Raw genomic sequence first — 14473 nt, forward strand, 5'->3', positions numbered from 1 at the left:
CCATCAACGAGGAGACCTTCATGACTATCCGATCGTTCGTGCCTGCCGCCCTGGCAGCCACTCTGGCGTTGCCGCTGGCCGCAGGCGCAGCCGACAACCCCAAGTTTTCAAAGAACGAAATCCTGATTGCCGTATTGACCGACATGTCGGGCCCTTATGCCAGCCTGACTGGGGAGGGTGACGTGGCTGCCGCGCAGCTGGCCATCGACGAATTCGGCGGCAAGATCGACGGGGTACCGATCAGGCTGGTGTCGGCCGACCATCAGCAGAAGGCCGACATCTCGTCGGCCAAGGCGCGCGAATGGATCGACCAGGACGGCGTGGACATGATCACCGGCCTCGGCCAGTCGGCACTGGGCCTGGCGGTGCAGGGGCTGGCCTCTGGCAAGAAGGTGATCACCATGAACACGGGGGCCGGCTCACCGGATCTGACGGGCTCGCAGTGCAGCCGGTACGGCATCCACTACAGCTGGAACAACCACGCGGTGGCTGTGGGCACTGCCGCGGCGTTGGTTGATACGGGCGGCAAGTCATGGTTCTTCGTCGCCGCCGACTACATCTTCGGCAAGTCGCTGCAGGAGCAGGCCACCAAGGTGATCGAGTCCAAGGGCGGCAAGGTGCTGGGAGGCGTTCGAGCGCCGCTGGGCACCACCGATTTTTCGTCCTATCTGCTGCAGGCGCAGAGTTCGAAGGCGCAGGTGATCGGTCTGGCCAACGCGGGCGCCGACACGCTCAACGCGCTCAAGCAAGCCAACGAGTTCGGCATCGTCAAGGGCGGCCAGAAGGTGGCGGCGCTGCTGATGTTCATCACCGACGTGCACGGCCTGGGCCTGCCGGTGGCGCAGGGGCTGCAGTTCACGACCGCGTACTACTGGGACCGCACCGAGGCGTCGCGCGCGCTCGGCAAGCGCTTCTACGAGAAGCGCAAATCCATGCCCAACATGGATCAAGCCGGGACCTACTCGGCGGTGCGCACCTATCTGAAAGCGGTGCAGGCCGTTGGCACCGACAACAGCGACGCGGTGCGTGAGCAGCTGGGCAAGATGGAAATCGACGATGGCTTTTCCAAGGGTCGCATCCGTGCGGATGGTCTGTTCGAGCACGACATGTACCTGGTCGAGGCCAAGAAGCCGGGAGAGTCCAAGGGGGAATGGGATCTGCTGAAGGTCAACAAGGTCATCCCGGGCAACGTCGCGTTCCAGAGCCTGAAGGATGGCGGCTGCGCGCTGGTGAACAAGTAGCTTGCGCCTTGTCCCCTCGGGCGGCGGCGCGCGGGCTTGCAGTCTCAATCGCCGCTCGGGCTGCGCTGGTCGAGGGCCTTCGACGGGCTCAGAGCCTGTGAATAAATTCGGCGCGCCCGAAAGGGCCGCCAAAACGTGCCTGATCAAGGCGCAAAACGCAGCCGTAGCTCGGGCTACGGCGAGTATTTGTAACGCCGAGCAGGGGCGTTTTGGCAGTCAAGGCGGGCGTGAGGGATTTTTTCACAGGCTCTCAGGGCGAACGGTTCAAAGAGAGCCCTTCAACAGTCGAGAAACGCCGCCGCTTGGCGCTCGCTCGGGTTGCCGCGCCGCCCAGGTCGCCCTCGCGCGGCATGTCGGCATGGGCCACGCGTTCGCCGCGGCGCGTGGGTTTGCGCGCTGTTCCGACGGTTGGTCGCGCTGGGGCAGCAGCCAAGAGACAATGCGCGCGCCAAGGGGCTGAGGGCAGCCCCAGTTCAAGACCATGAAGACCACACCATTCGAGCATTCATGCGCCGGTTGGGGCAAGCCGGTGCTGGACGCCACCCTGCGCGGCGCGAGTCAGGTGATCTTCATGAACAACCCGCTCACCGGGCTGCTGAACCTGGCGGCCTTGGCCTGGGGCGCCTGGATGGGCGGCACGGCCTGGGTGGTGCTGTGGGGGGCGCTGCTGGGCACGCTGGCGGCCACGGCGGCGGCGCGGGCGCTGGGCTTGCCGCAGGGTGAGTGGCGCGCGGGGCTGTATGGCTTCAATGGCTTGCTGGCGGGGGCGGCACTGCCCACGTTTTTGGCGGCCACGCCGGCGCTGTGGGCGCTGCTGGTGGGGGCCTGCGCGGGCTCGGCGCTGGCGGCGCGCGCGCTGGAGCGGGCGCTGGGCCGGCTGGGCGTGCCGGGGCTGACCTTTCCCTTCATCGCCGTCACCTGGGCGGTGCTGGCGCTGGCGCCGGCGCTGGGCCTGGCGGGCGCGCCGGCGCCGGCGCCCTGGGCGGCGCCGGGGCCCTGGGGCGTGTCGGAGTTTAGCCGCGCGGTGGCGGTGAGCGTGGCCCAGGTGTTTTTTGTGGACGATGCGGGGGCCGGGGTGATTTTTTTGCTGGCGCTGGCCGTGCATTCGCGCGCGGCGGCGGCGCTGGCGGCGCTGGGCGCGGCGGTGGGCGTGGCGCTGGCCCTGGCGGTGGGGGCCGACGGCGCGGCCGTGGCGCACGGCATGTGGGGCTATGCCGCGGCGCTGACGGCGCCGGCGGTGGGCTGCGTGTTCATGCGCGCATCACCCGCCTCGGTGGCGCTGGCGCTGGGGGCGGCGGCGCTGACGGTGGCGGTGCAGGCGGCGGCCTTTGCGCTGGCGGGCGCGCTGGGCGGGCCGTCGCTGACCATCGCCTTTGTGCTGACGACCTGGGCGGTGTTGCTGGCGCGGTGCACCACCCGCAGGGCTTGAAACCCAAAGAGCCGAAAGGCCGCGGAGCAGGCCAATCCAGCGATCGCCGTCGCCAGGGTCTCCCTGGCCACTGGTGAGCCTTGCAGGCCGCGGCAGTGCCAGAGGCACCGCCTCTTCGGGCTGTCCAAGCCTGCGCAGGCAGACTTGGAGCCGCAGCCCTCAGCCCCATTTGAGGGGGGAGGCGGAACATCGCGCAGCGAGTGGAGACTGGGGGTGGGTTACGCGCGTGTGAAGGGCAGCGGCACATCGGCCGGGATCGGGCAGGCGTAGGGCTTGCCCTGGCGGCGCTCCAGCAGTTCGGCCTTGGCCTGCTCGATCAGTTCGGGCTTGTTCACCAGCTCGATGGCCGTGGCCGTGAGCACGCGCGCGGCGCGCACCATGCCGGCGTGCGCCAGGCCCGACAGGCCTTGCGACACCAGCTGCCACGAGTGCATGGGCGTGCCAAACGCAAAGCAGGCCACCCAGGCCTGGGCGGTGGGAGTGACCCAGCTCACGTCGGCCACGTCGGTGGAGCCAAACAGCACCTCGCGGGCCGCCGGGTCGTAGGGGGCCACGCCCTCGAACACGGCGGGGGTCTTGCCGCGCAGCACGCTGGCCAGCGGGCGGCTGACGGCGTCGATGTCGCTGGCCGTGAGCGTGGCCTGAAAGTCCACCGCCTTGGTCTGCTCGGCCGCGTTGACCTTGAGCTTGCCCTCGGCCAGCAGCTTGGCGTGCAGCACGGCGTTGAGCGTGCTGTTTTGCAGCAGGTTGGAGCAGGCCTTGTCGAACACGATGTCCAGCTTGCACTCGGTCATCAGCGCGGCGCCGCGCGCCACGTTCTGCACGCGCTCGTACAGGGCGGCGGCCTCGTCGTTGCGCACGGCGCGGATCAGGTACAGCACCTCGGCGCGCGCCTGCACCACGTTGGGCGAGGTGCCGCCGGTGTCGGTCACGGCGTAGTGCACGCGCGCGTCGGGCGGCATGTGCTCGCGCAGGTAGTTGACGCCCACGTTCATCAGCTCCACTGCGTCCAGCGCGCTGCGCCCCAGGTGCGGCGAGTGCGCGGCGTGCGAGGCCTTGCCGTGAAAGATGAACTTGGCCTGCACGTTGGCCAGCGTGCTCTGGCTGAACACGCCGGTGTAGCTGGCCGGGTGCCAGGTGAGGGCCACGTCCACGTCGTCGAACACGCCGGCGCGCGCCATGAAGGTCTTGCCCGAGCCGCCTTCCTCGGCCGGGCAGCCGTAGTAGCGCACGCGCGCCTTGCCGCCGCTGGCCTGCAAGTGCGCCTGCAGCGCGATGGCGGCAAAGTGCGCCGAGGTGCCCAGCAGGTGGTGGCCGCAGCCGTGGCCGGCCAGGCCGGGGCTGTCCACCGAGGGCGTGCACACCAGCGCGCCGCTTTGCTGGTTGAGGCCCGACAGCGCGTCGTATTCGCCCAGGAAGGCGATGACGGGGCCGCTGTCGTTGCCCGTGCCGCCCCATTCGGCCATGAAGGCGGTGGGAATGCCCGCGACGTTTTTGGTGATGCGAAAGCCCGAGGCGGCCAGCGCGTCGATGTGCAGCTGGGCCGAGGCGGTCTCGGCGTAGCGCAGTTCGGCCAGCTTCCAGATCTGGTCGGCCAGCGCGGTCATGCGCGGGGCCTCGCGGGTGAAGAAGTCTTGCAGTTGGTCCATGGCAGCGCCCCCTTACTCGGGTTTTACGCCGGCCTGGTCGAGCAGCTGTTTGTTGCGCTGCGTCTCCTGCGCGATCTGCGCGGCAAAGCGCGCCTGGTCGACCTGGATGGGCGCGGCGCCCAGGGCCTTCAGGCGCTGCTGCACGTCGGGCAGCTGCACGGCCTTGAGGGCGGCGTCCTGCAGGCGCTTGGCAATGGGCTCGGGCGTGCCCTTGGGCAGCACGATGCCAAACCAGCTGATGCCCAGCTCGTTCAGGCCGTTGTAGCCCAGCTCCTTGAAGGTGGGCACGTTCGGCAACTCGGGCGCGCGCGCGCTGGCGGCCTGCACGATGGGAATCAGCTTGCCGCTCTTGATCTGCGGCATGGCCGAGGGCAGCTGGTCGGGCATCAGCTGCACCATGCCGGCCAGCGCGTCGTTCAGCGCCGGGCCGCTGCCGCGATAGGGCACGATCAGGATGTCGGTCTTGAGCGTGTCGTTGAACGAGGCCAGCATCAAATGGCCCAGCGTGCCCAGGCCGGGCACGGCGCCGCTGATCTTGCCGGGCTCGGCCTTGGCCTTGGCCAGAAAGCCGGCAAAGTCCTTCACGCCCAGATTGGGATGCACCATGTACACGGCGGGCATGCTGACCAGGCCGGCCACCGGCATCAGCTTGGCCGGCAGGCCGGCGGCGCGGGTGTACAGCAGCGGGTTGATGGTCATGGTGCTGACGGTGGCCATGCCCACGGTGTAGCCGTCGGCGGGCGACTGGGCGACGGCCTCGGTGCCCAGCAGGCCGCCGGCGCCGGCGCGGTTGTCCACCACGACGGGCTGGCCCAGGGTGTTGCGCAGGCCCTCGGCCAGCACGCGCGCCACCACGTCGGTGGAGCCGCCGGCGGCAAAGGGCACGATCAGCTTGATGGGCCTGTTGGGGTAGTTGCCCGCGCCTTGCGCGAACGTGCTGGTGGCGGCGGTGGCAGCCAGGGCGGCCAGGGCGAGGGCTTGCAGGATGGGGCGGCGGGCGAAGGTCATGTGAAGTCTCCTTGGAATGCCTCGACTATAGAAAGCGCGCCCGGTTCGATGGCGCGATTTTTTGGGCGAGGCATAAGCAAAGCCGATGGCTGCATACTGGCGCCTTGCTGATTGGGGCGATTTGCTGCGACCGACATGAGAAAGACCGATGGTTTCCCCGAGGGCCGGGTGCTTTTTTCGCGTCTGGCCCGGCACGCGCGCCTGCGCCAGCTGCAACTGTTGCTGGCGCTGCAGCAGGGCGGCTCGCTGGTCAAGGCGGCGGCGTCGCTGGACATGAGCCAATCGGCGGCCACGCAGGCCCTGGGCGAGCTGGAGCGGGTGCTGGGGCTGCGTCTGTTCGAGCGCCACGCGCGCGGCGTGCGGCCCACGCAGGCCGGCCAGGCCTTGATCGACGCGGCGCGCGGGGCGATGCATGAGTTGGAGGATGCCGCGCAAACCCTGGCCGCCATCCGCCTGGGCGCGTCGGGGGCGCTGCGACTGGGCGCGATTCCGGCGGCGTCACAAGCCATCGTGGCGCCGCTGGTGGCGTCGTTTTGCGTGCGCCAGCCGCAGGTGCAGGTGGACGTGCACGAGGGCGACGGTGCCCGGCTGCTGTCGCTGCTGCTGGGCGGCGGGCTGGACGCGGTGTTTTGCCGCCAGCCGGCGTTGCTGCCGCAGGAGTGGGTGTTCAAGCCCTTGCTGGACGATGCCGCCGTTTTTTTGGCGGCGCCCGGCCACCGCTGGGCCCACGCGCGGCGCCTGGCCTTGGGGCGGCTGGCCGATGCGCGCTGGATTTTGCCCACGGCCAGCATTGCGGTGCGGGAGATCTTCGAGCGCGTGGTGCTGGCGCGCTTTCCGCAGGCCGAGTGGTTTCCGGTGTCCACGGTGTCGCTGCCGGTGCTGGAACAGTTGCTGGCGCAGCCGCGCGCCGTGGCGCTGGTGCCGCGCAGCATTGCGCCGGGGCTTGGTCAGGGGGCGGGCGGCGCGTGCGTGCTGGACGTGGTGATGGAGCGCGAGGCGCTGCGCCTGGCGCAGTTGGGCGTGGTGCATCGCCTGGATGGCGTGTCGCCGCGCCTGCGGGAGTTGCTGGCGCCGTGGCCCATGGCTTGACGCTGGCTGCTGCGGCGTGGGGCATGAAAAAGCCAGGCGCGCGGCGTGGAGCATGAAAAAGCCACGCACGCGGCGTGGCTTGGCGCGGCGGGCGCGGGCCCTTGCTGGCGCACGAAGTCGATCACCACGCCTGCGGGCGAGCGCTGGCGGTACTCAATGTGCACGGCCTGGCCGTAGCGCGCCTGCAGCTGGCCCAAGATGGTGTGCAGGGTCTGGGCACCAAAGGCTGGACGCCGCGGTGGACAAGGCCTGTCAACTGGCTAGCGGCCCCAAAAGCTACGCCGGCGACGCCGAGCGCGTGGCTTTTTTGTTCACGCTGTACCAGCGCATCACCAGCCTGCTGCCCGTGGCGCGCCAGCCCGCCCAGCGCGCGCGTCGCCCGTCGGCGGCGGCCTGACGGCCGTGGCCCGTTTGCCAGCGGTCGTGATGCGGGGGTGCGCGCGGCCGACGTTGCCGGCGCTCACGGGCGCTCAGGCGCAGCGCGCGCCGTCCACCTCGATGCACACGCCGCTGATGAAGGCGGCCTCGTCGCTGGCCAGGTAGAGCGCGGCGTTGGCCACGTCCAGCGCCGTTGAAAAGCGCCCCAGCGGAATGGTGGCCAGAAACTTGGCGCGGCGCGCTTCGTCCACCGGGCCGCCGGCAAACTCGGCCGACAGGCCCGTGTCGGGGTTGAACACCGGGTTGATGCAGTTGACGCGGATGTTGTCGGGGCCCAGCTCGGCGGCCATCGACTTGCTGGTGATGATGACCGCGCCCTTGCTGCCGTTGTACCAGGTCAGGCCCGGGCGGGGGCGGATGCCGGCGGTGGACGCGATGTTGATCAGGCTGCCGCCCGCGCGGCCCGGGTTGGCGCGCAGGGCGGGCACGGCGTGCACGGCTGACCAGTAGATGCTCTTCATGTTGACGGCGTAGACCTTGTCGAACTCGGCCTCGCTGACTTCCAGCATGGGGCGGTTGCGGTGCGTCCAGCCGGCGTTGTTGACCACCACGTCCAGCCGGCCGCCAAAGTCCTGCGCGGCCTGCACCAGGCGGGCCCAGTCGGGGCCTTTTGTCACGTCGGCGGCGACGAAGCGCGCCCGGCCGCCGGCGGCGTTGATGCTGGCGGCGACCTTCTCGCCCAGCGCGGGGTTGATGTCGTTCACGATGACGGCCGCGCCCTCGGCGGCCAGCCGGCGGGCAATGCCTTCGCCGATGCCGCCGCCGGCGCCGGTGACGATGATGGATTTGTTGTGCACGCGCATGGGCTTGGATCCTTGGTTGCCTGGGTCATTCGCGATGGTAAGCGGGCGCGGTGACCAGCTCGGGGCCGGCGTCGGCCAGGGTGCGGCAGCCGGTCAGGGCCATGGCCGCCTCCAGCTCGTCGCGCAGCAGGCGCAGCGCCTGCGCCACGCCCAGCGCGCCGCCGGCCGCCAGCGCCCACATCAGCGGGCGGCCCACCAGCACGGCGTTGGCGCCCAGGGCCAGGGCCTTCAGCACGTCGGTGCCGCGGCGGATGCCGCCGTCCACGATCAGGGGCAGTTGGTCGCCCACCGCCGCGCGCACGCGGGGCAGGACGCTGGCGGTGGCGGGCGCGGTGTCCAGCGTGCGCCCGCCGTGGTTGCTGACGATCAGGCCCGCCACGCCCAGCGCCTGCGCCTGGCGCGCATCCAGCGGGTGCAGCACGCCCTTGAGCCACACCGGCAGGCGGGTGGCGGCCTGCAGCCAGGCCACGTCGTCCCAGGTGGGTGCGTGGGCGGGCAGGCCGGCGCAGTAGGTGCCGGCGGTCGTGGGCGGCGCGGGTGAATCGCGCAGGTGCACGGCGTGGATGCCGGCGGGCGGTGCAAAGCCGGCGCGGCGCTCGGCGTCGCGCACGCCTTGCACGGGGGCGTCCACGGTGAGCACGATGGCCTCGAAGCCGGCGCTTTCGGCCTGCTGCACCAGCGCCTGGTTGAAGCCGCGGTCAGCTTGCCAATACAGCTGAAACCACAGCGGCCCGCGCCCCGCATCGCCCAGCACGGCCTGGGCCACGCGCTGCATGGGCACGCTGGTCTGGGTGCTGAGGATGAAGCCCGCGCCTTGCGCGGCGGCGGCCAGGGCGCTCGCCCATTCGCCCTCGGGGTGCAGCAGGCGCTGCAGGGCCACCGGCGCCAGCAGGATGGGGTGGGCCAGCTCGCGCCCCGCCAGCGCCACGCGGGTGTGGCCACCGGACAAGGGGCGCAACACGCGCGGCCACAGCGGCAGATCTTGCCAGGCCTGGGTGTTGGCGCGCAGCGTGCGCTCGTCGGCCGCGCCGCCGCTGAGGAAGGCCCACACGGCGGGGTCGAGGCGCTGGTGTGCCAGCTCGGCGAGATCAGGCAGGGCGGTGAAAATGTTCATCTGACCCCAATTAGAGATCGGTGCGCAGGCGCCACAGCTCGGGGAAGAGCACCACGTCGAGCATCTTGCGCAGGTAGCCCACGCCGCTGGTGCCGCCGGTGCCGCGCTTGAAGCCGATGATGCGCTCGACGGTGGTGACGTGCTTGAAGCGCCACACGCGGAAGGCGTCTTCGAGGTCGGTGAGTTTTTCGCCGAGCTGGTAGAGGTCCCAGTATTTCTCGGGCTCGCGGTAGACGGTGAGCCAGGCGGCTTCGACGCCTTCGCTGGCTTCGTAGGGCTGCGTGACGTCGCGCTGGAGCCGGTCGGCGGGCACGGGCACGCCCTTGCGCGCCATCAGGCGCAGGGCCTCGTCGTACAGGGACGGCGCATCGTAGTAGGACTGCACCAGCGCCAGCCGCTCGGGCTTGTGCGCGTGCACCTTCAGCATGGCGGCGTTCTTGTTGCCCAGGGCGAATTCGATGCAGCGGTATTGAAAGCTCTGAAAGCCGCTGGACGGGCCCAGATAGGGGCGGATGGCGCTGTATTCGGGCGGCGTCATGGTGGCCAGCACGTCCCAGGCGTTGACCAGCTGCTCGAAGATGCGGCTGGCGCGCGCCAGCTTCTTGAACGCAGGTGGCAAATGGTCGGCGCGGATGTCGGCCATGGCGGCGCCGATCTCGGTCAGCATCAGCTTCATCCACAGCTCACTGGTCTGGTGCTGGATGATGAACAGCATCTCGTCGTGCGCGGGCGACAGCGGGTGCTGGGCGCTCAGCACCTGGTCGATGTGCAGGTAGTCGCCATAGCTCATGCTGCTGGAGTAGTCGAGCTGGGCGTGCTCGTCGCGGACGATGGATTCGGGGCGCTGATCGGTCATTGGGGGTCTCCTGAAATGGTTTGGGCGGGCTGCCTTGCGGGCAATCATTGTGACTGAAATACTATTGATTTAATAGCTGCTCGCGCTTTCTGGATGCGCGCAAGACGCTTGTTTGATTCATCTTTCAAGTGGGCAGCGCCCGCAGCACGGCGCGCACCGGCGATGCATCGGCGCTGCTCAGCTTCAGCGGCAGGGCGATCAACTCGTAGTCGCCCTCGGGCACGGCGTCGAGCACCAGGTTCTCCAGCACGCGCAGCCCGCGCCGGCGAATCACCTGGTGGCTGGCCAACTGCTTGCTGTCGGCCGGGTCGATGCTGGCGGTGTCGATGCCGATCAGCAGCACGCCGGCATCGGCCAGGCGCTCCACCGTGTCGGGCGCGAAGGCGGCCAGCTGCGGGTCCCAGCGGTCGATCGGCGCGCGGGCATGGGTTCGCACCAGAACGCGCGGCGGCAGGCCATGAACGGCGTGCGCGACATGCTCCCAAAGAATGAGCGGATGCACGCCGATGGCGTGGATGACGCGGCAGCGGCCGAGGAAGGGCTCCAGGCTGACGGCGCCAATGGGCGCGCCCTGCGGGTCGTAGTGCAGGGGCGCGTCGGCGTGCGCGCCCACGTGCGGCGACAGCGTGATGGCGCTGACGTTGACGGGGCAACCCGGCCCGATTTGCGCCGACCAGTGCTGTTGATAAGGCGTATCGCCCGGGAAGACGGGGCTGCCCTCATGGACGGGCGGCGAGATGTCCCAGAGCGGGAGGGTGGCTGAGCTCATGGGGCGAAGTTAACGCGCCTGCCGTCACCGTGGTGTCGGTTGTTCGCAACAGGCGAAGAAAAGATTGCGTTTCAATCCGGAACGGGCAGACCATGCCGCCGCCGCGTCCGCAGGCAGGCGTCCGAGCCGGCCTCGAACTCGTGGCAGGGCGATGGGCGCCAGCGGTAGATGGCGCAGGCCACCTGCTCGCCGATGCGGCCGGTGAGCGCGGCGCAGCGCGGTGGTGAATGGTCGGTGCCGCGCAGGCGGCAGGTGCCGGCGGTGATGGGCTCGGCCAGGCTGCCCGGCACGCTGCCGCCTTCGGCTTCGCTCTCCAGGATCGAGAAATCGACGCGAAAGCTGGCGCAGCAGGCGCCGCAGGTCTGGCAGTCGAGGGCGGGCAGGAGAGGGGTCACGGCTCAATCGTGCAGGTGCTCGGCGACGAAGCGCCGGAAGATGGCCAGGGCCGGCGCCTCGGTGCGCGCCGCCAGGGTGACAAAACCGAAGTGTGCGCCGTCGTCCAGCGCCGGGCTGACGGGCAGCTCGACCAGGCTGCCCGCGGGCGCGGCCGTGCGCGCCACGGCAAGCGTGCCCACGAACACGGCGTCGCTGCCCTGCACGGCGTGCAGCAGGGCGGGGATGTCGTCGCAGCGCAAGGTGATGGCGGTGTGCGGATCGGCGTCGGGGCCGTAGCGGGCAATCAGGTTCCGGCCCGCCGTGGCGCTCAGCGGGGTGCTGGCCAGCGGATAACGCAGCAGCTGGGCAAAGCCGACCGGCGTGCCCGACGCCAGCAGCGGGTGGCCCGCGCGGCACAGAAAGCCGGCGCGCAGGCGCCCCAGGTCTTCGATGTTCAGGTCGGCCGCCGAGGTCACGCGGCGCAGATCGACCACCAGCGCGTCGAACTCGCGATCGCGCAGGCGCTTGACCTGAAACTCGGTGCCGCTGGGCTCGATGCTGACCTCGACGCCCGGGTGCCTGCGCGCCATGTGGTGCAGGAAGGGCGCCATCAACAGCGCCGCCGGGCCCGAGCCGAGCCCGATGCGCAGGGCGCCGAGGTGTCCGTCGTGCAGAAAGCCGACGCTGCGTTTCAACTCGGCCGCCTCCAGCACGATGCGGCGCGCCCGCGCGATGACGGTCTTGCCAAAGGGCGTCAACTCGTTGCGCTTGCCGATGCGGTCGATCAGGCGCGTGCCCAGCTCGCTTTCGAGCGCCTGGATGCTGCGGCTCAGCGCGGACTGGGTGATGTGCTGGGCATCGGCCGCCCGGCTGAACGAGCCCGTGTCATCCAGTGCCAGCAGATGCTCGAGATGGCGCAGGTTCATGGCTTTTTCATCATGAGTTGAGGGAATTATAAGAATGAGAACCATGCATTGGACGAATTGACAATCTCTCCCTAGCATTGCAGGCGCTGCCAACGACGCAGCCGACGATCAGCAGGAGACAAGTTCATGGCCCTCACACAGTCAGGCGCTGCGGCGCTGACGCCTTCCCCATCCCTGGCGCGTGACGCGGCAAGCCCGCGCAAGCAACGCGTCCCACCTCGCATCGTGGCTGCCGCCGTGGCCGGCAACGCGATGGAGTTCTACGACTTCACCACCTACGCGTTTTTTGCCGTCTACATCGGCAAGACGTTTTTCCCGGCGTCCACGCCCTTCATGAGCCTGCTGCTGTCGGTGGCGGTGTTTGGCGTGGGCTTCGTCACGCGCCCGCTGGGCGGTTTGCTGATTGGCGCGTTTGCCGACCGGGCCGGCCGCAAGCCCGCGATGATTTTGACCATCGCCCTGATCACGGTGGGCACGCTGGGCCTGGCGGCCACCCCGTCGTACGCGCAGATCGGCGTGGCCGCCCCCATCATCGTGGTGTTTTGCCGCCTGCTGCAGGGGCTGGCGCTGGGCGGCGAAGTGGGGCCCTCGACGGCTTACCTGATCGAAGTCGCGCCGCCCGGCAAGCGGGGCCTGTATGGCAGTTGGCAGCTTGCCAGCCAGGGCGTCGCCGGCTTGTGCGCGGGCATCGTCGGCGTGTTGCTGACCTTGTCGCTGTCGGCCGATCAGATGCTGGCCTGGGGCTGGCGCATGCCGTTTTTGCTGGGGCTGGCGCTGATCCCGATCGCGATCTACCTGCGCCGGCACATGCCCGAAACGCTCGAGCACGCCGCGCCCCAGGCGGGCACCGTGGCCGACGCGCCCAGGCTGGGTCACTACAAGCGCGTGATCGTGCTCGCGCTGATGTTGATCATGGGCAGCACGATCTCGACCTACGTCTCCACCTACATGACGACTTACGCGGTGTCCACGCTGAAGCTGTCCGCCGTCGTTGCCATGATGGCCACGGTTGTCTTCGGGCTGACGACCTGGCTGGGGTCCTTGCTGGGCGGCTGGCTGTCCGATCGCTACGGACGCAAGCCGGTCATGCTGTGGTCGCGCGTGGCGCTGATGGTGCTGACCTATCCCGTGTTCATGATGCTGATCAACAACCCGAGTTTCGGCCTGCTGGCGCTGGCAACGACGGTGTTGGCGGGTCTGACGGCGATCGGCGGCGCGCCCAGCGTCGTGGCGATTCCGGAGCTGTTTCCGGCCCCGATCCGGGCGCTGGGCATGTCGGTCGCCTATGCCGTCGGCGTTGCCGTGTTTGGGGGCAGCACGCAGGCCATCGTGACCTGGTTGATCCAGGCGACCGGCAACCCGGCCGCGCCGGCACTGTACGTGGTGGCAATCAGCGTGGTCACGCTGATCGCCATTCTTTTGTTGCCCGAGACCGGGCGCGACGCCACGCTGCACCACTGACGCACCGGGCGCGGCGGGTCGCACGGAGTTGCGATCCGCTGCATGAATCCGCGATTTTTTTCGTTTCACCATGGAGCAAGTCATGAGCACCGATCAGGTCATGGAGGCCATCCGCGCCAATGCCGACGAATTCATCCAGTTGCGGCGCGACATTCACCACAACCCCGAGCTGTCGTTCAAGGAGCACCGCACCAGCGACCTGGTGGCCGAGCGCCTGCAAGGCTGGGGCTACCAGGTCGAGCGCGGCCTGGGCGGCACGGGCCTGGTGGGCCAGCTCAAGCGCGGCAGCGGCAAGCGTACGCTGGGCCTGCGCGCCGACATGGACGCGCTGCCGATCAAAGAGGCCACGGGGCTGGATTACGCCAGCCGCAACGAAGGCGTAATGCACGCCTGCGGGCACGACGGCCACACCGCCATGCTGCTGTGCGCGGCCAAGGCGCTGGCCGAAACGGGCAAGTTCTCTGGCACGCTGAACCTGATTTTTCAGCCGGCCGAAGAATTCGGCACCGACGACAGCGGCGCGGTGCGCATGATGCGCGACGGCCTGTTCGACAAATACCCCTGCGACGCCATCTTCGGCATGCACAACATGCCCGGCTGGCCGCAGGGGCATCTGGTGTTTCGCGAAGGCGCCATGATGGCCTCGTCCGACAAGGTGTTCATCACGCTGAAAGGCCACGGGGGTCACGGGGCCATGCCGCACCATGCGGCCGACCCGGTGGTGGCCGCCGCCAGCGTGGTGATGGCCTTGCAGACGGTGGTGTCGCGCAACGTCGATCCGCAGCAGACGGCGGTGGTGACGGTGGGGGTGCTGCAGGCCGGCCGCGCCAACAACGTGATTCCCGACAGCGCGCATCTGGAGCTGAGCGTGCGCTCGCTCGACCCCAAGGTGCGCGCGCTGCTGCAGCAGCGCATCACCGAAATCGTCCACGCGCAGGCGCAAAGCTTTGCCGTCACGGCCGAGATCGACTACCGGCGCGGCTACGCGGTGCTGATCAACACCAAGACCGAGACCGACTTCGCGCGTCAGGTCGGCGTCGAGCTGGTGGGGGCCGAAAAAGTCACGCTGCAGGGCGATGCGCTGACCGGCAGCGAGGACTTCGCCTACATGCTGGAAAAACGCCCCGGCTGCTACCTGCTGATCGGCAATGGCGCGGGCGACAGCCACGGCGCCTGCATGGTGCACAACCCGGGCTACGACTTTCACGACGACAACGTCGCCATTGGCGCGGCCTACTGGAAGCTGCTGGCCGAGCGGTATCTGGTCTGATCGGGCTTCGGTTTAAAGCAAAAACAGCTCTGGCGCTTGTTGGAC

The 14473-nt window shown here is 69.3% G+C and carries 14 protein-coding genes; 6 read left to right on the top strand and 8 right to left on the bottom strand.

What is annotated here, in order from left to right:
- Nucleotides 1–20: 20 nt before the first annotated feature.
- Nucleotides 21–1241, top strand: coding sequence for an ABC transporter substrate-binding protein (locus U1F38_RS06570; protein WP_409986254.1), 1221 nt, complete (start codon nucleotides 21–23; stop codon nucleotides 1239–1241).
- A 481-nt stretch (nucleotides 1242–1722) separates the two neighbouring features.
- A complete protein-coding gene (locus tag U1F38_RS06575; protein WP_409986255.1) occupies nucleotides 1723–2670 on the top strand; it encodes an urea transporter in 948 nt (315 codons plus the stop codon).
- Between the two features lie 218 nt (nucleotides 2671–2888).
- On the opposite strand, the gene U1F38_RS06580 is transcribed toward U1F38_RS06575, so the two are convergent.
- Both U1F38_RS06580 and U1F38_RS06585 read right to left on the bottom strand, forming a co-directional pair.
- Nucleotides 2889–4319, bottom strand: a complete 1431-nt coding sequence (locus tag U1F38_RS06580; RefSeq protein ID WP_409986256.1) for a M20 family metallopeptidase — start codon at nucleotides 4317–4319, stop codon at nucleotides 2889–2891.
- 12 nt (nucleotides 4320–4331) lie between these two features.
- Complete coding sequence (locus U1F38_RS06585; RefSeq protein ID WP_409986257.1) at nucleotides 4332–5327, bottom strand: tripartite tricarboxylate transporter substrate-binding protein; 996 nt, start codon at nucleotides 5325–5327, stop codon at nucleotides 4332–4334.
- A gap of 135 nt (nucleotides 5328–5462) precedes the next feature.
- Between U1F38_RS06585 and U1F38_RS06590 the strand changes: the two genes are divergently transcribed.
- Together U1F38_RS06590 and U1F38_RS06595 are read left to right on the top strand one after the other, a co-directional pair.
- The gene (locus U1F38_RS06590; protein WP_409986258.1) at nucleotides 5463–6416 is read left to right on the top strand and encodes a LysR substrate-binding domain-containing protein; all 954 of its coding nucleotides are present in this window, start codon (nucleotides 5463–5465) and stop codon (nucleotides 6414–6416) included.
- A gap of 238 nt (nucleotides 6417–6654) precedes the next feature.
- Nucleotides 6655–6813 (top strand): hypothetical protein, encoded by a 159-nt coding sequence (locus U1F38_RS06595; RefSeq protein WP_409986259.1) that lies wholly within the window; start codon nucleotides 6655–6657, stop codon nucleotides 6811–6813.
- A 73-nt stretch (nucleotides 6814–6886) separates the two neighbouring features.
- On the opposite strand, the gene U1F38_RS06600 is transcribed toward U1F38_RS06595, so the two are convergent.
- The 6 genes from U1F38_RS06600 to U1F38_RS06625 all read right to left on the bottom strand — a co-directional run bounded on the left by U1F38_RS06600 (nucleotide 6887) and on the right by U1F38_RS06625 (nucleotide 11697).
- Complete coding sequence (locus tag U1F38_RS06600) at nucleotides 6887–7657, bottom strand: SDR family oxidoreductase (RefSeq protein WP_409986260.1); 771 nt, start codon at nucleotides 7655–7657, stop codon at nucleotides 6887–6889.
- A gap of 25 nt (nucleotides 7658–7682) precedes the next feature.
- A complete protein-coding gene (locus tag U1F38_RS06605; protein ID WP_409986261.1) occupies nucleotides 7683–8771 on the bottom strand; it encodes an alpha-hydroxy acid oxidase in 1089 nt (362 codons plus the stop codon).
- Nucleotides 8772–8781: 10 nt separating this feature from the next.
- Nucleotides 8782–9627 carry a tryptophan 2,3-dioxygenase gene (kynA, locus tag U1F38_RS06610; RefSeq protein WP_409986262.1) on the bottom strand — a complete coding sequence of 282 codons (846 nt, stop codon included), beginning with the start codon at nucleotides 9625–9627 and terminating at the stop codon, nucleotides 8782–8784.
- Between the two features lie 124 nt (nucleotides 9628–9751).
- Nucleotides 9752–10396 carry an arylformamidase gene (gene kynB, locus U1F38_RS06615; protein WP_409986263.1) on the bottom strand — a complete coding sequence of 215 codons (645 nt, stop codon included), beginning with the start codon at nucleotides 10394–10396 and terminating at the stop codon, nucleotides 9752–9754.
- 71 nt (nucleotides 10397–10467) lie between these two features.
- Nucleotides 10468–10791, bottom strand: a complete 324-nt coding sequence (locus tag U1F38_RS06620; RefSeq protein ID WP_409986264.1) for a YkgJ family cysteine cluster protein — start codon at nucleotides 10789–10791, stop codon at nucleotides 10468–10470.
- Nucleotides 10792–10794: 3 nt separating this feature from the next.
- Nucleotides 10795–11697 carry a LysR family transcriptional regulator gene (locus tag U1F38_RS06625; protein ID WP_409986265.1) on the bottom strand — a complete coding sequence of 301 codons (903 nt, stop codon included), beginning with the start codon at nucleotides 11695–11697 and terminating at the stop codon, nucleotides 10795–10797.
- A 126-nt stretch (nucleotides 11698–11823) separates the two neighbouring features.
- Here U1F38_RS06625 and U1F38_RS06630 point away from each other — a divergent pair, with 126 nt between their 5' ends.
- Together U1F38_RS06630 and U1F38_RS06635 are read left to right on the top strand one after the other, a co-directional pair.
- Nucleotides 11824–13158, top strand: coding sequence for an MFS transporter (locus U1F38_RS06630; protein ID WP_409986266.1), 1335 nt, complete (start codon nucleotides 11824–11826; stop codon nucleotides 13156–13158).
- 82 nt (nucleotides 13159–13240) lie between these two features.
- Nucleotides 13241–14428, top strand: a complete 1188-nt coding sequence (locus tag U1F38_RS06635; protein ID WP_409986267.1) for a M20 aminoacylase family protein — start codon at nucleotides 13241–13243, stop codon at nucleotides 14426–14428.
- Nucleotides 14429–14473: the final 45 nt, after the last annotated feature.

It is taken from the genome of Ottowia sp. (assembly GCF_046348305.1).
Lineage (GTDB): Bacteria > Pseudomonadota > Gammaproteobacteria > Burkholderiales > Burkholderiaceae_C > Ottowia.